The organism is Ochrobactrum teleogrylli, assembly GCF_037482325.1.
Lineage (GTDB): Bacteria > Pseudomonadota > Alphaproteobacteria > Rhizobiales > Rhizobiaceae > Brucella > Brucella teleogrylli.
The window spans coordinates 3514986-3538443 of sequence record NZ_JBBHKQ010000001.1 but is presented as its reverse complement, the minus strand read 5'-3'; the positions used below and the strand labels follow the sequence as shown (position 1 = coordinate 3538443).

Sequence of the window (23458 nt, the reverse complement as noted above, 5' to 3'; positions counted from 1 at the left end):
TTATAGCCAAATATAGAGCTTGATCGCGATCGCAGCGAGCGCAATTGCAATCACTATTTGCGCGATGCGGCCCCAACGCGAATGCTTGGCTTCGGCGCGACCGATGGCTTCCGCCGTGGCTGCATCGAAGCGCAAGCCATTGGCGGCCATATCGTCCAGCGCAACCGAAACGCGCTCCACACGCGCCACCAGCTCCGGCGTTTTGCGGGTAAAATGCAGCAGGGAATAAGCGCTGTCCTTCGCGTCGAGCAACATGCCCTGCGGCCCAAGATTCTTGCGAATCCAGTCGCCGACAACCGGCTCGGCTGCTTTCCACATGTTGAAATGCGGATCGAGCGTGCGCGACACACCTTCAACCACAACCATGGTTTTCTGGAGCATCAGAAGCTCGGGCCGGGTCTCCATGTCGAAAAGCTCGGTCACTTCGAACAGCAGCGTCAAAAGCTTGGCCATCGAAATGGTTTCCGCCGGCTGGCCGTGGATCGGCTCGCCAATGGCGCGAATGGCCTGCGCAAAACTCGCCACGTCGTGCGTATGCGGCACGTAGCCTGCTTCGAAATGCACTTCCGCCACGCGCATATAATCGCGTGTAATAAAGCCATAGAGAATTTCTGCCAGGAAGCGCCGCTGCTGTTTGTTGAGCCGTCCGGTGATGCCGAAATCGACCGCGACGATGATGCCCTGCGGATCGACAAACAGATTGCCGGGATGCATGTCAGCATGGAAAAAGCCGTCGCGCAGCGTGTGGCGCAGGAAAGACTGGATCAGCGTTTCGGCAAGCTTCTTCAGATCGAAGCCCGCAGCGGCCAGCGCCGAAACATCCGACATCTTGGTGCCGTCGATCCATTCGAGCGTCAGCACATCGCGACCGGTCCGTTCCCAGTCCACCTGCGGAACGCGGAAACCTTCATCGCCCTTGATGTTTTCGGCAATTTCGGAAAGCGCTGCCGCTTCCAGTCGCAGATCCATCTCGATGCGGGTGGTCTGCTGCAATGTCTCGACCACCTGTACCGGACGCAGGCGGCGCGTGAAGGGCACATGGCGCTCCTGCATGCGCGCGACCATGTAAAAGCCTTCGAGATCGCGGGCGAAACGCTGGCGAACGCCGGGGCGGATAACCTTGACCGCAACCTTCTTCGGCTTGCCGTCGCTCATGACTTCGGCAGGATGCACCTGCGCCATCGAGGCCGCCGCTATCGGCGCGTCGAAATGCAGGTAAAGATCGTCGATCTTGCGACCGAGCGAACCTTCGATACCGGCAATCGCGTCGGCTTGCGGAAAATAATCGAGACGATCCTGCAAAAGCTCCAGATCGGCAGCCACATCGCGCCCGACAATATCCGGGCGTGTGGCCAGAAACTGGCCAAGCTTCACATAGGATGGGCCAAGCTTGTTCATCGCCCGCGACATGCGCTCGGAACGCTGCATGTGCCGCGCGCGCGGGCGCGCCAGCATGCCTGCAATCTTGTGGCCGAAAGCCGGAAGACCGGACAATCCTTCGACCGGCAGCGCACTGATCACGCCTTCGCGTGTCAAAATCCATCCGGCCCGCGCCAACCGGAAAGCGGCGGAAAGATTACTCATGCGATAATGCCCGCCCCAGCGCCCCAGCCCGAATTCATGACAGGCACAATCACAGCTTCCAGCCCGAATGAAGCGCCGCAATGCCACCGGTGAAATTGCGATAGCTCACACGCTCGAAACCGGCGGTCTCGATCATGGCGGCGAAATCCTGCTGCTTGGGGAATTTGCGGATCGATTCGACCAGATAGCTGTAGGAATCAGCATCGCCGGTAATCATCTTGCCGATGCGCGGAATAGCCTGAAACGACCACTGGTCATAGACCTTGTCGAGGATCGGCAATTCGACCTCGGAAAATTCGAGGCACAGAAAACGCCCGCCCGGCTTCAGCACGCGATAGGCTTCTGACAGCGCCTTGTCGATATGGGGTACGTTGCGAATGCCAAAGGCAATCGTATAGGCGTCGAAACTGTTATCCTCGAAAGGCAGTTCCTCGGCATTGGCTTCAACGAATTCAAGATTTTCGGCAAGGCCCTTCTTGATCGCGCGCTCACGACCGACACCCAGCATCGAGCCATTGATGTCGAGAATGGTCACATGCGCCTGACGGCCCGAAGCCTCGACAATGCGAAAGGCGATATCGCCGGTGCCGCCAGCCACGTCGAGCGAGGTCCAGCCCGGACGCTTCGACGGCGCCAGCCAGGCTATCATCGCATCTTTCCAGACGCGGTGCATGCCTGCCGACATGAGATCGTTCATCACGTCGTATTTGTTGGCGACCTTGTGGAAAACGTCATTGACCAGGGTTTGCTTTTCGTTTTCGTCCACCGACTTGAAGCCGAACGAGTGTTCCATGCCACCTTGTGCGCCCACGCGGTCCGCATTGCCGTTTTGCTGGCTCATAGCTCATCCTGCTTTTTGAATAGTCTGACGAAAACAATTTCGGTTATGCATATAAAGCTTGTGCCGGACGATACAAGCACAGACGTTTTCCCACTACCCCTTTTGTGATCGCAGCTTGCGTTGGCGTTGAAAAATGGCCAAAGAGACATAAAACTGTGCGTGTGCGCTTGCCACGCGTTTTCTCCGGCGCAATCTGCCGCTAAAGTTCAAAACGATAAGAAGAAAAAGTGGAAAGATCATGGGCGTTACAGTCGTCAGCCATCCGCTTGTCCAGCACAAGCTTACCATCATGCGCAAGCGCGAGACTTCCACGGCCAGCTTCCGGCGGCTTCTGAAAGAAATCTCGCTTCTGCTTTGCTACGAAGTGACGCGCGATCTCGAACTCACCACCATGGAGATCGAGACCCCGCTTATGCCGATGGAAGCGCCGATCCTCGAAGGCAAGAAGCTGGTCTTCGCTTCGATCCTGCGCGCGGGCAATGGCCTTCTGGAAGGTATGCTCGATCTGGTGCCCGCAGCCCGCGTCGCCCATATCGGCCTTTATCGCGATCACGACACGCTGCAGCCGGTCGAATATTACTTCAAAGCGCCGGAAGATATCGTCAACCGCCTCATCATCGTGGTCGATCCGATGCTCGCTACCGCCAATTCGGCCATTGCCGCCATCGACAAGCTGAAGGAACGCGGCGCGACCAATATACGCTTCCTGTGCCTGCTCGCCGCACCCGAAGGCATCGAACGCTTCACCAAGGCGCATCCAGATGTGGATGTCTACACCGCTTCCATCGATGAGCGCCTCGACGAAAAGGGCTATATCGTTCCGGGCCTCGGCGACGCGGGCGACCGCATGTACGGCACGAAATAGACTAAAACGTAACCAGACAGTAATCCGCGCCGGATACTTTGCCTTCAGAACGGGGTGAGCATGGCGCGGATTTTCTTTATTGTTCTGATGCTGGCGGGATTGGCCACGGCCTTTCCGGTTCTCTTCGAGAAATTCCAGTCGGCAACGGTCGAGCAAGCCGCGACGGCAACACCCTCCCCATCATCCCAACAGAACCCATCCGCCTATAGCGGACGCCGTGCGCAGATTGCGCCGGACAGTCGCGGGCATTTCATTACCGATATCCGCTTCAACGGCCAGAACCTGCGCGGGATGATCGATACAGGGGCAAGCTCGGTTGCGATCAATGCCAGCACCGCCCGACGCATTGGGCTTTCGCTGCGGCCCGACGATTTCCGCTATCGCGTTTCAACGGCCAATGGCGAAACACCGGCAGCGCGCGCTATGCTCAGCAGCGTGGAAATCGGACGCATTCGCGTGGAAAATGTCGAAGCAATCGTGCTGCGCGACGAAGCGCTGTCCGGCATTCTGCTCGGCATGAGTTTTCTCAAGCGCCTGCGCCATTATGAAGTAGCAAATGGCGCGCTCATCCTCACGCAGTAACCTGTTTCTCTGATAGGATGCGCGCTTGAGATTCTTATCGAAACGGAACCGACCATGACTGCGGACCAACGCCTGACCGAGCTCGAAATTCGCGTCGCCGAACAGGAAAAGACCATCGACGAACTGTCGTCCGTGCTGGCCGAGCAGTGGAAGCTTATCGACCAGCTTTCCAAGAAGCTCAGCGCTCTGACCGACCGTTTTCTGGAACTGGAAGAACAGACCGCGCCTGACGTGCCGGTCACCAAACCTCCGCATTGGTAAGATCATGCTTCAGATAATCGACCTCGCCGACCGCCCCGACCTCATAGCTGCCTGCGCGACATGGAACTTTGGCGAATGGGGCGAATTCAACGGCGGAACGCTGGAACAGACCATCGCCGGCTTCCACGATCTCGTGCGAACCAACGATGGGCAGATCGCGCGCGCAGCGCTATCAGATGGAGAACTGGCCGGATTTGCACTGCTGATCGACAATGATCTGGAGACGCATCCCCATTTGAAGCCATGGGTGGCGAGCGTTTTCGTTTCGCCCGCCTATCGTGGTCGGGGCATCGCCAAGAGCCTTGTCCGGGCCATCGAGAAGGCCGCGGCAGAGCTTGGTCACGGCGAGGCCTTTCTTTATACGAACAAGCCTGACCTCTACCGGCAGATCGGCTGGGAGGATTACGAACAGCTCGACGGCGACTATGCCGACATGCTGATCCTGAACAAGAAAATCGCGCGATAGGATCGCGCGATTTTTTTTGAGACCGTTTTACTGTGCCAGCGGAATTGGGCAGCTCACGCCAGTGCCGCGCAGGCCACAATATCCGTTCGGATTCTTCGCCAGATATTGCTGGTGATAATCCTCGGCATAGTAGAACACCGGCGCATCTTCGATTTGCGTGGTGATCGGGCCCAGACCGCGCGCTGCCAGCGCCTTTGCATAAGCATCACGGCTTTTTTCAACCGCCGCCCGATCCGCGTCATCGAAAGTGTAGATCACCGACCGATAGGTCGTGCCGATATCATTGCCCTGTCGCATGCCCTGCGTCGGATCATGCTCTTCCCAGAACAGGGTCAGCAGCTCATCAAGGCTCACGACTTTCGGATCATAGACCACCAGCACCACTTCGGCATGGCCGGTCAATCCGGTGCAGGTTTCTTCATAGGTCGGGTTTGGCGTGATGCCGCCCGCATAGCCTGCCGCCGTCACATAGACGCCCGGCACCTGCCAAAACAGCCGTTCCGCGCCCCAGAAGCAGCCCATCCCGAACATGATCTGCTTGAGGCCGTCAGGCCATGGGCCTTTCAACGGATGGCCGGAGACGAAATGCGTCGCGGATGTAGGAATGGCTGTTGCGCGGCCCGGCAAAGCCTCATCCGTGGAGGGCATCTGTACTTTCTTGCGATAGCTGTCGAGGAAACTCATAGATTTCTACCTCCTGTGGCCCTGTAGTGGGATTGACTGTCAGGCCGTGAAGCGCCCCAGGGGGCGTCCGCGCCGATGACCGATCACATAGAACAACAAAGCGAGCACGCCGAAGAAGAGCCATCCCGGCTGCCCGAGCAAAGGAACACAGACCGTGTTCCAGAATGTAGCTCCTATATAGTGCGTCACGAGCGTTTCTGCATCGGCCAGCGTTTCCGGCGCGTTACGCGACCACATGGAAAGCAGCGGTTTGGCCACCAGCTTCGACGCGCCGACCGAACGGGCGCCGTCGAGAATGGCGAAGATCACCGCCAATGCCAGAAAAACAACCGCGAAACTACGCAACACAAACCGGATCACGATTCCCTGCCCCAGACATTCAGGCACACATTCAAGCGCGTCGGGCACATCCCGACGTCATTGACCTGGCCTTTTCATACCGCCAAATCCTCACGGAAGGAAGCCATTACGCCTCGAGCCATTGTGCCTCTAAATTATACACATAAATTTATCATTTAAAAACAGTTAGTTATGAGAGGATTGAGACTACCAGCATAACTCCTGCCGATTTGGCGCAAAAACTTGCAAAGAGCTATTGAACATATGCGTATTCTGGCTATATTGCGCGCCGCTACCGCATGTTGGCGAATAACCAGCGCCAGACGAAATGCGGTATCTCGTTTGCAGTCAGATTTCGCCGTTAACGCGGTTTTCCCCGACAGCAAGGCAGACGGAGAGGTGGCCGAGTGGTTGAAGGCGCACGCCTGGAACGCGTGTATACGGGAAACCGTATCGAGGGTTCGAATCCCTCTCTCTCCGCCAGTATTATCCCCCCTTCTTCGCTATCACGTTCAGGTCGCCATCACCGAACCATGTATGGCGCTTGCCGCCCATTCGCGACGATGCGCAGGCGGCTTGTTTTCATGTGAAATTGGGATGCTTTTCAGCTGGAATGCTCGTGGCAAAAATGGCACAGCGTGACACGAAACAACGTGATGGGGCTCAAACGGAGTCGGAAAACCGAATGCATCTTGTGAGACGAGCGATTTTGACAGGCCTGGCCAGCTTGTCCTTCGGCTTTTACAGTTCCGCGACTGAGAGCTTTGCGCAAGCGGCAGACGGAGCCGTCGTAGCGCAAACCGAAAACGTCAGCGAACGACCCGCACCTGCAACGGACAGCTTTGGCCGGACACAATTCATCCTGTCGGGCGACCCAATCGTACCGCCGCGTGCCTATAGCAAAGGGACCGACCTCCCTCGCGCTCAAGATTATGACGCGAATGAAAGCGGCACTATTTACGACATCCTGTTCATAGGGATCGAAAAAGACAAAATGCAGTTCGAAATTCGCGGCTATTCCGGCCACGACCTGCAGCACCCAGCGAGCGGGCAGACAATGGAATTCCCTGTCGCCCAGTCAAGTATTGAGATCCGTGATCTTACCATCAAGATCGAGGAAGTGACGCCGGGCAGCCTGACATATAAGGTACAGCCCCTGAAATAGCGCAGGCTTTCTCCCTTGGGGAACCGAAATACGCGTTACATCCGCTGTCAGTCGCCCGTGCGGCTCCCGCTCGATAAGCTGGGAACCGCACGTGAGTTTGGCTTTACTGCGTCATGTTGCAGACCGGGCCAGGTCAGAACTTAATATTGAACGAGGCCTTGAACCCGTTTTGCCTGGCACCGCTGCCATACTGGCCGGTATAGCTGAGACCGAGCGTCGAGGCCCGCGTCACATCGAAATCAAGCCCTGCTTCCAGCAAAGCCGTATCCTTGGCAATCGGCGCACCTGCCACACTGAAGGCATCACCGCCCGCGAAGGCCTGCGTTGAGACCGGTATGATGTCGCCATAGGCATGGCGCCAGCCGAGCGAACCCTTCAGATTAACGGATGTTGATCCAAGCGACAGTGGAGCCTCCGCCCGCAGGCCGAGAGTCGTAAAGGTCGTGTTGGTCGTTTCGCTTTCGACATTCAATGCCGCAGCGCCACCCGTTTCTGTGAAAGCGTCCGTGCGCAATCTGATATGCGCGAGATTGGCGAACGGTTCGAAGGATGCGGCGGTCGTGTCGATCCGATATCCGACCTCGCCGAAAGCTTGGAGCGTGCGCGCATCATAATCGGCCTCCAGCGAGTTGGAGAGACCGGTAAATGCAACCGACCGCGATGCATCGAGGCTATGCCATGTCTGGATCAGCCCGGCGCGCAGTCCCAGCGGGCCCCACTGGTTGCCGCCATAGATGCCGAGATGCCAATTGTCACTCGTCGCAGCCGCATGTCGCTCCTTGAGATCGATATCCGCCCGGCTGTAACCGCCCGCGAAACCAAGGCGCCAGCCCTCTCCCAGCCCAACATCGAGACCGGAGATGAAGCCTCCTGTCGATGTAGAGACACCGGCAGCATTGGCATCTCCATCCTGCTCAACCCAGGAGCCGAAGCCTGTCGCCCAGAACCCATATTGCCCCAGGGATGCGCCATCGCTAACCGCATCAATTGCGGCAGACGCACGGGACGGTTCTTTTGTTTTCGCATAAGAAAGTGCCGGAACGTCCTTCGATCCGACACTGGCAAATGCCGAGCGCAAGCGATTGTTTATCGCATCCGCCGCCAAATGCGATGTCTCGATCAAGCCTGTCTTAGTGGACGCATATCCATCACCGGACAGTTGGTCGAAAGCCTGCCTTGCCCCCGCAGCACCCAGAAAGACGACAGAATTCGCAACCGGATTGCCCAGCCTCAGACTGTCGATTGCACCTGCGACAGCCCGCTGGTTGTCTGTCTGCGCAACACTTGCAAGCGAAACTGCATTGCGCCCGATGGTCAGGAGAACATTATTCGCATCATAGCTGAGGCTTGGCGCGATGAAATCAGTCGATCCGGTCCAGGAAACGCTGCTGAATGTCGTGCCTGCAAGATTGCCTGCGGTCAGGATCGTGTAAGGCCGGTTCAGCTGATAGCCACCGAGCGTAGATACGGTCACCGCACCCGCCAGATTGGCGGTTCCGCCCACCTTGATCAGATCAGATCCGCCCTGCGCGTCGATTTCCGCCGCATAGACCGAAGACGATGCCAGCGTCAGGTCGCCATCGACCGACACGATGCCGACGGAATTGCCGGGCGTGATCGTGCCTGAGCTGGCCAGACCTCCGGCTATATGCCAGTTGCCGCCAAGAGTGGATGTAGGATCGACACTGACATCGCCACTCACGGTAATCGGTATCGCAATCGTGCCGCCACGGGTTGCAGAGCCCTCCGCAAGCAGGACATTGCCGCCGATGAAATCGCCTTCATCCCCAAAATCGAAATTGCTCTGGACGCCGGAAAGGTTTCCTTCGATCACCGATTGCCCCGCGAAAACCAGACTGCTGCCGCGTTTCGCCTCGATATGCGTGATCCCCTGAATTTGGCCCTTCCAGTCTGCGCCATTCTGCAGAGTCAGAACGGTGTTTCCTGCCCCGGTTTTAGCCTGCGTGTCGATAATATCGCCCGTGCTGACGGAGCCTGCATCGAGTTCGATATCGACAATGCCGCCGGAACCCGCTCCATTGGAACGATCCACCTGCAACAAGACGCCATTATTCTCTGTCGCAACGGTTCCACTGCGGAGGCGAATTTGCGCTACATCGTCAGCGCTGGCCAGAACCACGCCAATTGTCGGTCCCTGCGCAGTTTTAAGAACCGTGCCTTCGGCAATAAGCGTACCCGAGCCTGAAACAGCCAGAGCGGACGCCGCCTCGCCCTGCGCGGTGACACTGCCACCCATCAGCGAAAGCGAACCGCCCGCCTGCGCCAAGGCCCCGGCAGCACCAGCACCGGAGGTTACAATCTGCGTATTGGTTGCCGAAATCGAGCCGCCTACCGTTCCCTGATCATTATTGGCCAGAAGCCCATGGGCCTGATCGCCAGTCGTCTGGATGGTTGAAGCGGAAAGCCTGATCTTGGAAGCGGATTCGGCGAAGGCGCCGAAGCTCGATGCGCCAACGGTTTCGACGGCGATATTCTGGGCATTGATCAGCCCCTCATCGACGGTATGCAGGCCGACAGCGAAATTGCTGGCCTCAGTGCGGATGGTGCCGCCAGTCAGAGAGACCGTGCCGGACGTGGTTCCGTCATAAGCGTAACCCGGATGGTTGGTGCCGAATGCACCCGCCTGCACGGCATGGGCATTGTTGCCATAGGTGGTGATATCGGCGCTGGACGTAATCGAGCCGCCATTGCTGGCAAGCAGACCGTAATTGCGCAGACCATGGGTCGTGATTGAACCGCCGTTGAGCGTCACGCTCGCATTGTTGTGCGACTGTACGCCTTCGGAAAAGCGGGCCGCGTTGTTGGTCACGATTGCCACATCATTGGCGATGACCGTCGCATTGTCGGCTTGGATGCCCCTTGCGTTGCTGCCCGAAGTGGTGATCGAACCACCGTTCAACGTGACGGCGCCACCCGACAAGGCTTCGACGCCGTGCGCGGCAGCGCCGCTTGTCGCAATATTGCTGTTTGTCAGCAGAACCTGACCGCCGCCATCGACATAAGCGCCGGATGCATTGGCTCCAGCGGTCGTGATGCTGAGTGCATCGCCGGAAATCTGCCCGGCGACAGTGCCCATGTCATTATTTGCGATAAGGCCGAATGCCTTCTGGCCGGACGTGTTGATTGCCGAGTGCGATAGATTTATCGTCGACCAGCTTTCTGCGAACGCGCCAAAGCCGCTGGCGCCCGTCGTCGTGATCTGAACTGAGCCGTCAATCGTGCCGCCATCAATTGCGTGCAATCCATAGGAACCGACGCCGTCAGTGGTGACAGCTACCCCGCCGAGCAGATGAATGAGCGAATGATCCATGCCATTCGCGTTGCTTCCCTTCGCACCGACCTGAATGCCATGTGCTTTCGGTCCCGAAGTGATGACGTCGATGTTCGACACGTTCACTGTCGAAGCTGATCCGGCTGCGGTCGAGACAAGCACGCCCCATGCGCGCCCATTATTGGTCGTCGCCACTTCGTAGGTCGCGCCCGAGCTGTCCAGGTTAGCCGTACTGCCCCCGGCATAACGGTAGGCCGCGCCGTTTACCACAACGCTCGTCGCCGCAGCCACTGTGCTCGTCAGAATGAGAGCCACGGCTGTTGAGCCCAGCACCCGCACCAGATCTTTTGAAATGACCGACATCATTGCCCCTAAATGCGCCCCTACAGCCCCCCGGCCCATGGCGAATAATCCAACAAATAAATTTAGCAATTCCGCAAATAAAATGCAGAATACTTACAGATCACACCAAATCCATATCTAATGTTGAAGATTCGTACAACGCAGAATACGCTTATATTTATAATAAATCGCAATTTTATGCTCATATATTTAATGAAATTGCACTTATATATTCAATATTACGATTATATAAATACTAAATTAGAAATTTATACATTTTATAATTATAAAATCGGAAATTAACTGCGCTCCAAATAGCAAAAAACATACCTCCCCAAGCATGCGCAAAGGGAGGCCGACACATCCAGAAAATCGCAATGAAAAGAATGGCTTTTGCAGGCCGGGCAATAAGCAGCCGGTCGATGCGAGGGCTCAAAGCCTTGAGCGAAAAGCGTAGCAATAGAAGCAGAACAGCCGGAGCCATAACGGCTCCGGCTGCGAAGGATCAGATCAGACCTTCTTCCTTCAGCGCTTTCTGCGCTGCAGGACGCGCCATGACGCGTTCACGCAGGGCGAGCGCCTTCGGATAGGCGCTGAGATCGACCTGCATCATAAAGCCCCAGCCAAGGACGACCGACGCATAGACGTCAGCCTGGGTCAGTTCTTCGCCCAGCCAATAGCTACGATCATCCACCAGCATGGCTTCAAACTGGCCCATGCGGCGCGCGATATTGGCAAGAACGCCTGCCTTGGCGTCTTCCGTCAGGTTCGGTGCAAACAAGCCGCCGAAGGCCGAATGCAGATCGCCGCAGAAGCCGAGTGCTTCCTGCAAGCGTGCGCGTTCCATCGTACCATAGGCAGGCTTGAACGCTGCGACATCCGAATGATCGCCGATATATTGCAGGATAGCGGCGTTCTGGGTGATCACCACGCCCGGCTCGATCTCCAGCGCCGGAACCGCGCCACGCGGATTGACCGCCAGAAAATCGGCGCCGCTGGCGGTGACCTTGGTTTTCAGGTCCACGGCTTCAAACGTGTAAGGCAGGCCGGTTTCGCTGAGAACGATATGCGGTGCGAGCGAGCAGGCACCGGCTTTGTAATAGAGCTTCACTGAAAGATGTCTCCGAAGAATTGCAACGCGGGATGTCTATCAGTTCCCGCTGCCCCTGCAATATTGTTGGGGGCAATTTTTCGTGTAGTCAGCCGATGCCGGAAATTCTTTGCGCAGATCTGTTTCGATCAGAAAAGCGACGCAATGCGCGCCGGCTTGGATGACGACATGCGGGGCACCACGACCAGCTTGTTGAACTCGCCGCGCTTGAAGGCGCGCAGGAAGCGCGGATAATCCCGGAACACCACGCAGCCATTGGAATCGCCGTTGCGTCCCAGCATGAATGTATGCGCCAGAAGCCCGTCACGATTGTAGCGGTTGTTGCCGTCAGCGGGCGTCAGGCGGATCGCTTCAACGCCGTGGAACAGCGCCTCGCGCATGCGCAGATTGTAGCTGTGCGGCGGCGTCGGGCCGCGGTTCTTCTGGTTCACATAGCTGGGGTTGTCACGCATGCGACCGATGCCGGAATGGGCTTCGAGCTTTTCCCCGCTCGGCAAATAGACGGTTGCAGCGGAAATGTCATAGATCGCCACGCGGCTGCGCGCAGCCTGATTGAGCAATGGGCTGAAGAGGCCCGGCTCAGGACTGTCCGTCAGGCCGCTTTCGGGCGCGTAGGCAAGCTGCGTCTTCGGACGCATGCGCGAGGCGCGCAGCGCAGGCTTGGCACCCGGCAAAGGCACATCATCCGGCACGAACATATCGCTATCGGTATCGTCGTCAGCCGCCATGTTCGTTTTCTGGTCAGGCGCGGATTGCGGCAACGGTATCGCCTTGCCGACCGGCAGATTGGGCGTGGCGCTTCCCTCTGCATCGGCTTCTTCGGCCTGCGACAGAGGCAAAATACCGGACGGGTTCTGCGGCTGGATCTGGGCCAGCGCGACAAGAGCGGCAGGCGTTTGCGGCGCGCTGGCATAGCCAAGCGCGACAGCCGCTGCTGTGGCGGGTTTCGCCGCCGTGTCGCCCGTTTTATCCATGGCCGTGGCGGCTGAAGCAACTGCAACCGGCTCGGGCAGTTTGACCCGGTCGGCGCGCGGTTCGACCACCGATGCGACGTCTACGGATTTTGGTTCGATGACCGAATCCGGACCGATATCGGCAATGATCGGCTGATCGTCGGTCACTTTGTTGCGGTGCCAGTCGAGATTGGAATAGGCGCCATCCGCCGTATAGGCCTTGATGAAGCTCTCGCGCATCTTGTGCGATGGCGTTCGGGTCTGATCGACAAGGGCGAGCGCCTGCGGCATGGCCCCGGGCGCGCGCCGCATGACCGGCGCGACAGGTGCAAATGCCGGGATGACCGTTTCAAGCGCGCCGAGCGTGGTCAGCATCCAGCCACCGGCGAAAAGCCCTGTAACGGCAAAAGCCGTCAAGCGCGCAAAACCGCGCAAACTGAACGGAACGCTGATACGGCTGCTACGCGGAGCCGCATAGCCATACACTTCTGTCACACACGCCATGATACTAACCCGACTGGAATTCGACTTCGCGGCCCCACTTTCGGGCCCTCGCCTCGCATGGCAGTTCGGCAAAAAAGCGAACAGGACATGGCAAAGCAGTGGCCGAAGCAAAGCAGTGACCGCAATGGTCGCTTCCAGCATGGCGAATTATGGTAACCAAAGTCTTTACGAACGGCGTCCGTCTGATAATTCCTCTCGCGGAGAGGAACGCCTCATCAACCCGTCAGGCGATAAGGGGGCGGCGTATCGTCCGAAATTTCGGGGAATTCCTTGCCCTCGGTCACCGTGCGATTGCGCCCGCGATGCTTGCCGCGCATCAAGGCAAGATCGGCCCGGGACACCGTTTGCCATAAGGTTTCGTCGCGACGCAGCATGGCGACACCGAAACTGCATGTCACATGACGACCACTGGGCAGCGTCGCAAAGTCATGACGGGCAACCCGGTTGCAAAGTCGCTTGGCGAAGCGTTCGCAATATTGGGCGCTGCCCGCGACCAGCAGAACGAATTCCTCGCCGCCGACACGACTGACAAGCGCGTCCTTTCCGACCAGCGACTGCAGCAGATGCGCAAACTCGACCAGCACCCGGTCACCGGTCGCATGGCCCAACTGGTCGTTGATCGCCTTGAAATGATCGATATCGGCAATGATGACCGCATGGGTCGCGTCCAGCGGAGCCTGCGCCAGCGCGCGCTTTGCGCATTGTTCCATGCCACGCCGGTTGAGAAGGCCCGTCAACGGATCGGCATCGCGTTCATTGCGCAATTTGTCGATGATATCGAGCGCGGCCACCGTCAGAATGAACAGGCCGAGCAGCACGCCGCCCATCGACGCAGCCACCGTCACCCATGACCAATAAGGCAAGGACAGCAATTGCCTGGAACTCAACACATCATCGAGCATGATGATCGTGAAGACACTGCGCAGGAAGAAATGCGCCGCCAGCAGCACCAGCACCAGACGCAGCGCAGATTCCACCCACCGGTCGCCCGGCACGCGCCGGGCATACACACACAAAAGAGCGGCCAGCGTTCCAAGGCCGATATTGGCAGCAACGACCAGATAGCTGTAGATCGCGCCATACCATGCAAGGAGGCCGACAACCGCCAGCGTCGAAAGGGTGATCAGCGACGCGATTCTCGGCGGAAAGCCGCGCCCCAGCCGCACCATTACCGCCTGACAGAACAGCCAGCCAGCCGCAAATTGCAGCAAGATTGCCAAAAGGAATGTATGGCGCAAATTGGGCAGAAATGGTGAAATCTGTACGAAATGCCCCAGCGAAAATGCTGCAAAGCTCAGGCCGAACAGCAGCATATGCGTCCGCCGCCTGTCGAGCACCCATAGACTCGACATCGCGACCGCAAACAGCATGATCAGCAAAGATGGAACAATTTTCACGAGAAGCCGAACCAAAAATCGATTGAATTATAATTCAACAAGTAGTGGTGCCCATCTGGAAGTGCAATTGCACATATGAGTCAAATTAACTTTTGTAGCACAATTAATAGTTACAGAATAAAATATTCACTTATTTAAATAAAGGAAGCGCTAATATAAAATTGCAAACAATGACCTCCACGCAAAAGCTGAATTCTATTCTTAAATAGGCGCATAATGTTTATCCCCAGTTATTGCTCGCGAAAGTCAAACAGCATGCGCTTGAAGCCATTTCCGGCCATTATTACCTGTTACTAATGCGAATGAAGGCTTGGTCTGGAAAAGGCTAAATGTCATCCTGTGCCCATGCTATTCGAGCGGGTCCGGCCTCAATCTGGCCGGTGACGCTCTGTTTGGAGAATTTCGATGCGCCACCAGTTCGACCTTTTTACTCCCGCTGCGAAGGCTGGGGAAGAACGGGCGGAGCTGCGTCCTGCCCGCGCGAAACCGAAGCGCGACATCGGCAAAGCACCTGCCTTGAACGAGGCGGAAATGGTGCGTCAGCTGAACGACAGCGGGCGTTATCGCATTTTGCAACGGCTCGATCCTCTGCCTGTGGTGCCTGATGCCGACAGAATGGCCTTCCCTCGCCTTGGCGTTGTCGTGGATACGGAAACGACCGGACTGAATGCCGCGCAGGAAGAAATCATCGAAATCGGCGCCGTCGCCTTCTGCTACGCCGATGACGGCTCGATTGGCGATGTCTGCGCCACCTTCGGCGCTTTGCAGGAACCATCAAAGCCGATCCCGGCAGACATTACCCGTATCACCAACATCACCGATGAGATGGTGAAGGGGCAGACGATCCCGCTGGCGGAGCTGGAAGCATTGATCGCCGATGCCGATCTGATCATCGCGCATAATGCCGGTTTCGACCGTCCGTTTCTGGAGCGGTTCTCACCGGTCTTCGCCAACAAGCCGTGGGCCTGTTCTGTCAAGGAAATCGACTGGACCGGACGCGGTTTCGAAGGCACCAAGCTTGGCTATCTGATCGGCCAGAGCGGGTATTTCCATAATGGGCACCGCGCCGAGGATGATTGTCAGGCGCTGCTCGCAGTACTGAAGGAACAGTCGGGCGATATGACGCCCTTTGCCGAACTGCTGCAAGCCAGCCAGAAATCGCGCCTGCGCATCTATGCCGAAAACAGCCCCTTCGAAATGAAGGACAAGCTGAAGGAGCGCCGCTATCGCTGGTCGGACGGTAGCGACGGTCGCCCAAAATCCTGGTGGACGGAAATCGGCGAAGACGAACTCGATGCCGAACTCGACTATCTGCGCACCGAGATTTACGGCTGGCGCGACGCCGAGCCGCTGATCCAGAAGCTCACCGCCGTGGACCGCTACAAGGAACGCGCGCCGCTCAGGCCCAACAGATAAGAAGGGCCGCTCAGCGTCCCCTCTCGTCCTGAGGAGGTGTCCTGAGCTTGTCGAAGGACACCGTCTCGAAGGGTGAGGATGAGACGGGACAAAATTTTGGCCTTGCAGCCCCGCTCCTCGCCCTTCGAGACGGCGCTTCGCGCCTCCTCAGGGTGAGGGATGCGGGGTTGGCGATCATCTCGCCTCTATGGATCAGACGAGAACCGGCCAAGGCTTCTGCGCAGGCCGCATCCCCTCATACGCTTTTGCCATCCGCAACACGCCCAGATCATCGAAACGCTGGCCGAAAATCTGCAGGCCGATCGGCAGGCCCGTCGATGTATAGCCGCAATTGATCGAGATCGCCGGTTGTTCCGACATGTTCATAGCGACTGTAAAGGCAATGTGTTCGAACGGACGCTGCGGATCGTTGATCGGCGATGCCCATTCCGCCGGATAGGTCGGCATTGGAGCAGTCGGCGAGATGATGAAGTCGAAATCCTTGGACGCGGCGAGCGCCGTATGGCGCATTGCGTCGATCTGCGCGAAGCCGGAATAGACCTCCTCGCCGTTCAAGCCTTCGGCGGTCTCGGTCCACTGATAGATGTAAGGCAGGATTTTCGCGCGGTTTTCCGGCGTCATCTTCTTCACATCGGCCCAGGAGCGCGCGCGCCAGAAGCGGTCGAGACCGTCGATCATGGTGCGATTGAGGAACGGCGCAACCGGCTCGATGATTGCGCCCGCATCGGCGAAAGCTCTCGCGGCTGCTTCCACCGCGGCGCGGGTTTCATCGCCGGTCGGCTCGCCGAAACCGGCATCGAGCCAGAGACCGATTTTCAGGCCCTTGACGTCGATATCAAGGTCCATCCAGTCAATGTCCTGATAAGGCAGGCTCATGGCGTCGCGACGGTCCGGACGCGACAGCACCGACATGTAAAGCGCGCTGTCGGCAACCGTGCGGGTCATCGGACCGGCAACACGTCCGAGAAATGCCGGATCAATCGGAATACGCCCGAAGGACGGCTTCAATCCAACGAGACCGCACCAGCCAGCCGGCAGGCGGATAGAGCCGCCAATATCGGTGCCGATATGCAAGGGACCATAACCAGCGGCACCGGCACTGCCTGCACCGGCGCTTGAACCGCCCGGATTGGTGCCGAGGTCCCATGGATTGCGCGCAAGCTTGTGGAAGCTCGACAGCCCCGAAGACAACATGCCGAGATCGGGCATGGTCGTCTTGGCGAGCAGCACGCCGCCAGCCTCACGGGTACGGGCCGCAGGTGGGGCATCAGCGGCGGCAGGCTTCAGCGGCAGCGCCGCGCAGCCAAGCGGAACCGCCGTTCCCTCGGTCGCTATGTTTTCCTTGATCGTCAGCGGCACACCATCAATGGGGCCTGCCGGTTCACCCTTCGCCCAGCGCGCTTCGGAAGCTCTGGCCGCCGCCCGCGCAGCATCCGGGTCATAGGCCCAAAGCGCGTTCAGCTTCGGCTCATAGGCTTCGATGCGGGTGATGACGGCTTCCGTGACTTCGACCGGCGAAAGCGACTTCGCCTGATAGGCGGACACGAGTTCAACGGCTGACAAATCGGCAAGATTCGACATTGGATATTTCCTCAAATCACTCAGGCAATTTCAGTGTGGAATCGGATCGCCGCACGCGCTTGCGGCGACCGGAAAAAGGTTTTGGCACCGCATCGACCAGCGCCCGCGTGTAGTCATGTTGCGGATTGTCGAACACCGCATTGGTCGGTCCCTGCTCGACGATATTGCCACGATAGATCACGGCAACACGGTCGGTAATTGCGCGCACCACACCGAGATCATGGCTGATGAAGAGATAGGAAAGGCCGAACTTTTCCTGCAAATCCATCATCAGATTCAACACCTGCGCCTGAATGGAAACGTCGAGCGCGGAGACCGGCTCGTCGGCCACGATCAGCGCCGGTCTGGTGATCAAAGCGCGGGCAATGGCTATGCGCTGGCGCTGCCCGCCGGAAAACTCATGCGGATATTTTTCCGCCGATGCTTTGGGCAGGCCGACCGCTTCCAGCACTTCCGCCACACGGTCGTCGCGATCTTTGGCGCTCGTGCCGCTTTCAAGCGACACAATCGGCTCGGAAATAATCCGCTTCACCGTATGGCGCGGATCGAGCGAGCCATAGGGGTCCTGAAAAATCGCCTGAAAGCCTTTGCGCGCCTCGCGCAGACCAGCGCGGTCGAGAGCGTAAATATCCTGCCCGTTGACGAGAATCTGCCCCGACTGCGGTCGCTCCAGCCCCATCACCGCACGCGCCAGCGTGGATTTGCCGGAACCGCTTTCGCCGACAATACCAAGGCTCTGACCGGCTTCAATCTCGACATTGACGCCATGCAACACGCGCAAGGAGCCCGGCCTCGAAAAGAACGACGCGCGCGGAAGCTGATATTCACGCACCACATCGCGCACCTGCAAAATCATCTGGCTCATGCGAGCACCTCGCCGTCTCGCGGATGCAGGCAGGCGGCGCGATGCACGATGCCGTCATTCTCCGCGATGAAGTCCAGCCCGGGGATCACCTTTCGGCAATCATCCTGCACAAAGGCGCAACGGTCGGCGAAGGTGCAATGAGGCGGGCGCGCCAGCGGATCGGGCACCACGCCGGGAATGGCGGCAAGGCGCTGGCGTTTGCCCGTCGCGTGACTGCGCACAAGGGCGGCGCCATGCGGCGAGGCTGCAAACAGCCCGCGTGCATAGGGATGCGCCATGCGTTGAAACACGGCTTGCGTGCGTCCGGTCTCGACGATGCGGCCCGCATACATGACGGCTATCCGGTCGGTCATTTCCGAAACCACACCGAGATCGTGGGTGATCAGCATCAGCGCCGTGCCGGTTTCGTCGATCAGTTCGTCCATCAGATCAAGGATCTGCGCCTGCACCGTCACGTCGAGTGCAGTGGTCGGCTCATCGGCGATCAGCAGGTCCGGCTCGCAGGCAATCGCCATGGCGATCATCACACGCTGGCGTTGCCCGCCCGAAAGCTGGTGTGGATAAAGATCGAGATTGAAGCGCGGCGCAGGCAGGCCAACGCGGTCGAGCAGTTCGCGCGCTTTACGCTCGGCATCCGCACGGCTTTCGCCCAAATGCAGACGGCGGCCTTCGGCAATCTGCGCGCCGATGGATTTGACCGGATTGAGCGCCGTCATCGGCTCCTGAAAGATCATCGCCATGCGCCGTCCGCGCATTTTGCACAGTTCCGCTTCCGGCGTGGCGGCAAGGTCCTGACCGTCGAAGCGCAACGTGCCGCGCACACGCATCCGTTCCGGCAGCAGGCCCATGGCGGCAAGCGCGGTGATCGACTTGCCGCTACCGGATTCACCAACGACACCGAGGCGTTCGCCACGGTTCAGCGTCAGCGTGATGCCGGAGACAATATCTGCGGAACGAGTGCCGAAGGGCAGCTCGACGGACATATTGTCCATTTCAAGAAGGGGTGCTGTCATCTCTGCCTCCGCACGCGCGGGTCGAGCACATCGCGCAGTCCGTCACCCAGCATGTTGAGGCCAAGCACGGCAAACGTGATGGCGAGGCCGGGGAAAATGGCGAGCCATGGCGCGTCATAAATAAAGGTCTGTGCGTCGTTGAGCATCTTGCCCCAGCTTGGCATCGGCGGCTGGGTGCCAAGACCGACATAGGAAAGGCCCGCCTCGGCAACGATGGCGAGCGCGAACTGGATCGTCGCCTGTACGATCAGCACATGATTGATATTGGGCAGCACATGCAAAAGCGTGATCGACACATCGCCACGACCAGCGCAACGGGCTGCCTGCACATATTCGCGTTTCCAAAGCCCAAGCGATGCGCCGCGTGTGACACGGGCAAAGACCGGAATGTTGAAAATGCCGATGGCGATCATCGCATTCACCGCACCGGGACCGAAGACCGCCGTGATGATGACGGCGGTAAGCAGCGCGGGAAAGGCGAAAGCCAGATCGGTCATGCGCATGACGAAACCGTCCACCATGCCGCCGCGTGCCGCCGCGAAAGCGCCCAGCGGAATGCCGATCCCGGCACCGACAAGCACGGCAATGATCGACACGGCGATGGAATTGCGCGCGCCGACCATGATCATGGAAAACACGTCGCGACCGAAATTATCCGTGCCGAACAGATGATTGAGGCTCGGCCCCTGCAACTTGTCGCGAAAATTCATCGCCGTCGGCGAATAGGGCGTCCAGAAAAAGGAGATGAGCGCCATCGCAACGAGGATAACCGTAATCAGCGTCCCGATGGTCAGGCTGCGGCTCAAAAGCACCGTTCGGAAAATGCCGGGCTTCGGCAGAATTTGCGTGTCGCTCATCGGCTGCCTCCCGTCGAAAGGCGCGGATCGATGAAGCCATAGACAAGATCGACGATGAAATTGACCGCGATAACGGAAGCGGCAAGCAGTGTCACCAGCGACTGCACGGTGACGAGATCGCGCTGCGCGATGGCCTGAAACACCAGTCGTCCAAGGCCGGGTAGATTGAAGACGTTTTCGATGATGATGGTTCCCGCCAGCAGAAAGGAGAATTGCAGGCCGATGATGGTGACGACCGGAATCAGTGCATTGGGCACCGCATGACGCCAAAGCGCGGACTTGCGCGTCAGGCCCTTGGCACGCGCGGTGCGCACGAAATCCTCACCCAGCGTTTCGATGACGGCGGATCGGGTGACACGCGCCAGAATGGCGGCAAGCGGCAGCGCCAGTGCCAATGCGGGCAGAAACAGCGAGCGGATGCCGTTCCAGAAGCCGCCCTCCCAACCCGCGAAGCCCGAGGCCGGAAACCAGCCGAGCTGCAAGGCGAACAGCAGGATCAGGAGCAGGCCGAGCCAGAAATTCGGGATGGCGACGCCGACCTGCGCCACCCCCATGGACAGCACATCACCAGTCTTGCCGCGCTTCGAAGCCGCATAGACCCCCACCGGAATGGCGACCGCGACCGACAGAACCATCGACAAAAGAGCCAGCGGTAGCGTGACCATGATGCGCGGTCCGAGCAGTTCGCTGATCGGAACGGAATAGGTATAGCTCGTGCCGAAATCGCCTTTAAGAAAACCGCCGATCCATGTGAGATAGCGCCACCAGATCGGCTGGTCGAGGCCGAGCTGCGTATGGAGCGCGGCCAGCGTTTCAGGCTGCGCATTGATGCCGAGGATGACCGCTGCCGGGTCGCCCGGCAGCACCTGCATCAACAGAAAGACGATGACGGAAGCCGCAAGCGTCGTCAGCAAGAGCGAGACCAAACGCCCGGATATATAAGCCAGCAAAACGACCTCCTTGAAAAGACGGATATCCGCTTTCCACATTCCAACTCACCATACGCCCTCCCCTTATCTTTATGGGGCGCACGGCATTCGTTATGATATCCGCCCCGTTGCCAAAGCGCCGGGGCGGAGGTTTTTATTCGGCCCAGTAAGCCTGGGTCAGATCGTCAGCCGGGATCGGCATGTTCTTCCACAGACCCTTGACGTTCTTATTCCAGACGCCGATTTTCGGCAGCGCATAGAGGAAGACATTCGGCTCGTCGGCGGCCAGCTTTTCCTGCAACTTCTTGACGAGTTCCAGCTGTTCCTCGTCGCTGCCAGCCTCGGCATAAGACTTGTAGAGCGCCTTATAATCCGGGTTATTGTAGTTGAAGTAGTACTTGTCGCGGGCATAGATATCGAGATCGCGCGCTTCGGTATGGGCGATGATCGTCGCGTCGAAATCCGACCGCTTGAACACCTGATCCAGCCACTGCGCAAACTCGATCGGCACGAGATTGACCTGAATGCCGACCTCGGCCAGCATCGCCGCAATGATCTCGCCGCCACGCCGCGCATAGGCCGGTGGCGGCAGCGTGATGGTGATCGACGTGCCCTCTGGTACGCCAGCTTCTTCCAGCAGTTGCTTCGCCTTGGCCGGATCATAAGGATAGGTCTGCGAGAGATCGACATAGCCGGGATCGACCGGCGAATAATGCGAACCAATCGGCGTGCCGAAACCGGAATAGGTGCCTTCGATCAGCGCTTTGCTGTCGATGGCATGGGCCAGCGCCTGACGCACTTTCACATTGTCGAACGGCGCCTTGGCATTGTTGAGCGACAGCAGAACCTTGCCCGCCGTATCGCCCACTTCAACCTGCAACTTGTCATCGCTCTTGAAGCGGCTGATCAGCTCCGGCGCCTGGAACATCGGGAACACGTCGATGTCACCGGCAAGAATGGCTGCTGCCGCTGCCGACGGATCACTGACGAAGCGGAAGGTGACGGCGGAGAGCTTTGCAGGCTCGCCCCAGTAATCCGCATTACGCTCCAGCTCGACGCGGTCGCCCTGCACCCAGCGCTTGAACTTGAAAGGACCGGTGCCGACCGGCTTGGTCTTGTTGTCGCCAGCCGAATTCGGCGCGACCATCACCGCGTCGCCCCAGCCCATATTGAACAGGAAGTTCGAGGTCGGGCGCTTCAGCGTCACAACGGCGGTCGCCGGATCGGGACATTGCGTGCTTTCAATCGGCGCGAACAGGCCCTTCTGCGCATTGGTGGAATCTGGAGCGACGGCGCGCTCATAGGAGAATTTTACCACCGAGCAGTCGAACGGCGTGCCGTCATGGAACTTCACGCCCTGACGCAGCTTGAACGTATAGGTCTTCTTGTCGTCGGAGACGGTCCAGCTTTCAGCCAGAAGCGGCTTCACCGTGCCGTCCTCGACAATGCGCACCAGACCCTCATAAAGGTTGGCATAGGTAACCTGCCGGATACCGGCGGCGGCATTGGCGGTCGGGTCCAGACCCGGCGGCTCCAGCACTTCGCCGACCACCAGCGTATCTTTTGCAAACGCACCATTGATCGATGCCAGCATTGCAGCCGTTATAAGCCCGGCTTTAAACAGTTTACCCATGGTTCCCCTACAACCTTTCTGGATTTAAATCGAGCGCCCGCCATCCACGTCGAGCGCAACCCCGGTAATCATAGAGGCAGCGGGCGAGCAAAGGAAAGCCGCCGCTTCAGCCAGATCGTCAGGTTTCAACAGGCGGCCCATCGGGATAGAATCGCGGAATTTCTTGCGGATTTCTTCCGTGTCCTCACCCATGAACGTGGTGAGAAGCGGCGTTTCACCGGCAACCGGGTTCAGCGCCACAACACGGATTTTCGACGGTGCAAGCTCGATGGCGAGCGCCTTCGTGACCGAAACGACCCAGCCCTTGGTGGCATTGTACCAGGCGAGATTCGGGCGCGGGCGACCAGCGCCGGTCGAGGCGACGTTCAGAATAACGCCTTCGCCATTACCCTTGAAATGCGGAATGAGCTTGCGCGTCATCAGATAGACGCCGCGCACATTGACGCCGAGAATGCGGTCGAACTCGTCCGGCTCTACCAGTTCGGCATTTTGCGGCTTGTGGCCAATACCGGCATTATTGATGAGAATATCGACCTTGCCGAATTTCGAAAACGCGGCTTCCACCGCTGCATCAACATCGGCTTCCTTGGAAATATCGGCAGCCACGGCCAGCGCCGCATCGCCGATTTCGCCTGCGACGCGCTCAGCGCCTGCCTTGTCGCGGTCGACGATGACGACCTTTGCGCCGCCTGAAGCAAAGCGCTTCGCCATGCCTTCGCCAAACCCCGAACCTGCTCCTGTAATGAGCGCGACCTTACCTTCAAGCGACACTATGCTT

21 protein-coding genes and 1 tRNA gene are annotated in these 23458 nt (G+C 58.6%); 7 read left to right on the top strand and 15 right to left on the bottom strand.

What is annotated here, in order from left to right:
* Together ubiB and ubiE are read right to left on the bottom strand one after the other, a co-directional pair.
* Complete coding sequence (gene ubiB, locus WIX40_RS16560) at positions 1-1584, bottom strand: 2-polyprenylphenol 6-hydroxylase (RefSeq protein WP_339440711.1); 1584 nt, start codon at positions 1582-1584, stop codon at positions 1-3.
* A 49-nt stretch (positions 1585-1633) separates the two neighbouring features.
* Entirely contained in the window at positions 1634-2425 is a 792-nt protein-coding gene (ubiE, locus tag WIX40_RS16555; protein WP_171319614.1) for a bifunctional demethylmenaquinone methyltransferase/2-methoxy-6-polyprenyl-1,4-benzoquinol methylase UbiE, read from the bottom strand.
* Between the two features lie 238 nt (positions 2426-2663).
* On the opposite strand from ubiE, the gene upp reads away from it, so the two are divergent.
* Genes upp through WIX40_RS16535 form a run of 4 tightly spaced genes read left to right on the top strand, consistent with a single transcriptional unit; the run spans position 2664 to position 4599 of the window.
* Positions 2664-3290, top strand: coding sequence for a uracil phosphoribosyltransferase (gene upp, locus WIX40_RS16550; protein ID WP_109369677.1), 627 nt, complete (start codon positions 2664-2666; stop codon positions 3288-3290).
* A 60-nt stretch (positions 3291-3350) separates the two neighbouring features.
* A complete protein-coding gene (locus WIX40_RS16545) occupies positions 3351-3872 on the top strand; it encodes a retropepsin-like aspartic protease family protein (RefSeq protein WP_339440710.1) in 522 nt (173 codons plus the stop codon).
* 54 nt (positions 3873-3926) lie between these two features.
* Positions 3927-4133 (top strand): SlyX family protein, encoded by a 207-nt coding sequence (locus tag WIX40_RS16540; protein WP_109369679.1) that lies wholly within the window; start codon positions 3927-3929, stop codon positions 4131-4133.
* A 4-nt stretch (positions 4134-4137) separates the two neighbouring features.
* Positions 4138-4599, top strand: a complete 462-nt coding sequence (locus WIX40_RS16535; RefSeq protein ID WP_140026169.1) for a GNAT family N-acetyltransferase — start codon at positions 4138-4140, stop codon at positions 4597-4599.
* A gap of 27 nt (positions 4600-4626) precedes the next feature.
* Here WIX40_RS16535 and msrA read toward each other — a convergent pair whose 3' ends face one another.
* Together msrA and WIX40_RS16525 are read right to left on the bottom strand one after the other, a co-directional pair.
* Positions 4627-5283 (bottom strand): peptide-methionine (S)-S-oxide reductase MsrA, encoded by a 657-nt coding sequence (msrA, locus tag WIX40_RS16530; protein ID WP_339440709.1) that lies wholly within the window; start codon positions 5281-5283, stop codon positions 4627-4629.
* Between the two features lie 39 nt (positions 5284-5322).
* Positions 5323-5643, bottom strand: a complete 321-nt coding sequence (locus WIX40_RS16525) for a hypothetical protein (protein WP_109370300.1) — start codon at positions 5641-5643, stop codon at positions 5323-5325.
* 372 nt (positions 5644-6015) lie between these two features.
* On the opposite strand from WIX40_RS16525, the gene WIX40_RS16520 reads away from it, so the two are divergent.
* Together WIX40_RS16520 and WIX40_RS16515 are read left to right on the top strand one after the other, a co-directional pair.
* A tRNA-Ser gene (locus WIX40_RS16520) sits at positions 6016-6105 on the top strand.
* A 61-nt stretch (positions 6106-6166) separates the two neighbouring features.
* Positions 6167-6787, top strand: a complete 621-nt coding sequence (locus WIX40_RS16515; RefSeq protein WP_339440708.1) for a hypothetical protein — start codon at positions 6167-6169, stop codon at positions 6785-6787.
* 133 nt (positions 6788-6920) lie between these two features.
* On the opposite strand, the gene WIX40_RS16510 is transcribed toward WIX40_RS16515, so the two are convergent.
* The 4 genes from WIX40_RS16510 to WIX40_RS16495 all read right to left on the bottom strand — a co-directional run bounded on the left by WIX40_RS16510 (position 6921) and on the right by WIX40_RS16495 (position 14341).
* The gene (locus WIX40_RS16510) at positions 6921-10445 is read right to left on the bottom strand and encodes an autotransporter domain-containing protein (RefSeq protein WP_339440707.1); all 3525 of its coding nucleotides are present in this window, start codon (positions 10443-10445) and stop codon (positions 6921-6923) included.
* Between the two features lie 481 nt (positions 10446-10926).
* Positions 10927-11532 carry a glutathione transferase gene (gst, locus tag WIX40_RS16505; protein ID WP_339440706.1) on the bottom strand — a complete coding sequence of 202 codons (606 nt, stop codon included), beginning with the start codon at positions 11530-11532 and terminating at the stop codon, positions 10927-10929.
* 128 nt (positions 11533-11660) lie between these two features.
* Positions 11661-12989, bottom strand: coding sequence for a DUF2778 domain-containing protein (locus WIX40_RS16500; protein ID WP_339440704.1), 1329 nt, complete (start codon positions 12987-12989; stop codon positions 11661-11663).
* Positions 12990-13204: 215 nt separating this feature from the next.
* Positions 13205-14341, bottom strand: a complete 1137-nt coding sequence (locus tag WIX40_RS16495) for a GGDEF domain-containing protein (protein ID WP_339440703.1) — start codon at positions 14339-14341, stop codon at positions 13205-13207.
* A gap of 450 nt (positions 14342-14791) precedes the next feature.
* Here WIX40_RS16495 and WIX40_RS16490 point away from each other — a divergent pair, with 450 nt between their 5' ends.
* On the top strand, positions 14792-15802 hold the full coding sequence (locus WIX40_RS16490; RefSeq protein ID WP_140026176.1) for a 3'-5' exonuclease: 1011 nt from the start codon (positions 14792-14794) through the stop codon (positions 15800-15802).
* 192 nt (positions 15803-15994) lie between these two features.
* On the opposite strand, the gene WIX40_RS16485 is transcribed toward WIX40_RS16490, so the two are convergent.
* From WIX40_RS16485 to WIX40_RS16455, 7 genes are all read right to left on the bottom strand, one after another.
* Positions 15995-17383, bottom strand: a complete 1389-nt coding sequence (locus WIX40_RS16485) for an amidase (RefSeq protein ID WP_339440702.1) — start codon at positions 17381-17383, stop codon at positions 15995-15997.
* A gap of 16 nt (positions 17384-17399) precedes the next feature.
* The gene (locus WIX40_RS16480) at positions 17400-18248 is read right to left on the bottom strand and encodes an ATP-binding cassette domain-containing protein (protein ID WP_109369688.1); all 849 of its coding nucleotides are present in this window, start codon (positions 18246-18248) and stop codon (positions 17400-17402) included.
* Entirely contained in the window at positions 18245-19261 is a 1017-nt protein-coding gene (locus WIX40_RS16475; protein WP_339440699.1) for an ABC transporter ATP-binding protein, read from the bottom strand. Before WIX40_RS16475 ends, WIX40_RS16480 begins: the two co-directional genes overlap by 4 nt.
* Positions 19258-20118 (bottom strand): ABC transporter permease, encoded by an 861-nt coding sequence (locus WIX40_RS16470; RefSeq protein WP_109369690.1) that lies wholly within the window; start codon positions 20116-20118, stop codon positions 19258-19260. Before WIX40_RS16470 ends, WIX40_RS16475 begins: the two co-directional genes overlap by 4 nt.
* Complete coding sequence (locus WIX40_RS16465; protein WP_140026192.1) at positions 20115-21068, bottom strand: ABC transporter permease; 954 nt, start codon at positions 21066-21068, stop codon at positions 20115-20117. Before WIX40_RS16465 ends, WIX40_RS16470 begins: the two co-directional genes overlap by 4 nt.
* Positions 21069-21201: 133 nt before the next feature.
* Entirely contained in the window at positions 21202-22680 is a 1479-nt protein-coding gene (locus WIX40_RS16460; protein ID WP_339440697.1) for an ABC transporter substrate-binding protein, read from the bottom strand.
* A gap of 24 nt (positions 22681-22704) precedes the next feature.
* Positions 22705-23451: an SDR family oxidoreductase gene (locus WIX40_RS16455; RefSeq protein WP_121538871.1), complete on the bottom strand. Its 747-nt coding sequence runs from the start codon at positions 23449-23451 to the stop codon at positions 22705-22707.
* Between the last annotated feature and the right edge of the window lie 7 nt (positions 23452-23458).

What these genes read in the sequence shown, in the direction of transcription:
- ubiB (WP_339440711.1), bottom strand. Translation starts at nt 1,584, where the DNA reads ATGAGTAATCTTTCCGCCGCTTTCCGGTTGGCGCGGGCCGGATGGATT.
- ubiE (WP_171319614.1), bottom strand. Translation starts at nt 2,425, where the DNA reads ATGAGCCAGCAAAACGGCAATGCGGACCGCGTGGGCGCACAAGGTGGC.
- upp (WP_109369677.1), top strand. Translation starts at nt 2,664, where the DNA reads ATGGGCGTTACAGTCGTCAGCCATCCGCTTGTCCAGCACAAGCTTACC.
- WIX40_RS16545 (WP_339440710.1), top strand. Translation starts at nt 3,351, where the DNA reads ATGGCGCGGATTTTCTTTATTGTTCTGATGCTGGCGGGATTGGCCACG.
- WIX40_RS16540 (WP_109369679.1), top strand. Translation starts at nt 3,927, where the DNA reads ATGACTGCGGACCAACGCCTGACCGAGCTCGAAATTCGCGTCGCCGAA.
- WIX40_RS16535 (WP_140026169.1), top strand. Translation starts at nt 4,138, where the DNA reads ATGCTTCAGATAATCGACCTCGCCGACCGCCCCGACCTCATAGCTGCC.
- msrA (WP_339440709.1), bottom strand. Translation starts at nt 5,283, where the DNA reads ATGAGTTTCCTCGACAGCTATCGCAAGAAAGTACAGATGCCCTCCACG.
- WIX40_RS16510 (WP_339440707.1), bottom strand. Translation starts at nt 10,445, where the DNA reads ATGATGTCGGTCATTTCAAAAGATCTGGTGCGGGTGCTGGGCTCAACA.
- WIX40_RS16500 (WP_339440704.1), bottom strand. Translation starts at nt 12,989, where the DNA reads ATGGCGTGTGTGACAGAAGTGTATGGCTATGCGGCTCCGCGTAGCAGC.
- WIX40_RS16495 (WP_339440703.1), bottom strand. Translation starts at nt 14,341, where the DNA reads ATGTCGAGTCTATGGGTGCTCGACAGGCGGCGGACGCATATGCTGCTG.
- WIX40_RS16490 (WP_140026176.1), top strand. Translation starts at nt 14,792, where the DNA reads ATGCGCCACCAGTTCGACCTTTTTACTCCCGCTGCGAAGGCTGGGGAA.
- WIX40_RS16485 (WP_339440702.1), bottom strand. Translation starts at nt 17,383, where the DNA reads ATGTCGAATCTTGCCGATTTGTCAGCCGTTGAACTCGTGTCCGCCTAT.
- WIX40_RS16480 (WP_109369688.1), bottom strand. Translation starts at nt 18,248, where the DNA reads ATGAGCCAGATGATTTTGCAGGTGCGCGATGTGGTGCGTGAATATCAG.
- WIX40_RS16475 (WP_339440699.1), bottom strand. Translation starts at nt 19,261, where the DNA reads ATGACAGCACCCCTTCTTGAAATGGACAATATGTCCGTCGAGCTGCCC.
- WIX40_RS16470 (WP_109369690.1), bottom strand. Translation starts at nt 20,118, where the DNA reads ATGAGCGACACGCAAATTCTGCCGAAGCCCGGCATTTTCCGAACGGTG.
- WIX40_RS16460 (WP_339440697.1), bottom strand. Translation starts at nt 22,680, where the DNA reads ATGGGTAAACTGTTTAAAGCCGGGCTTATAACGGCTGCAATGCTGGCA.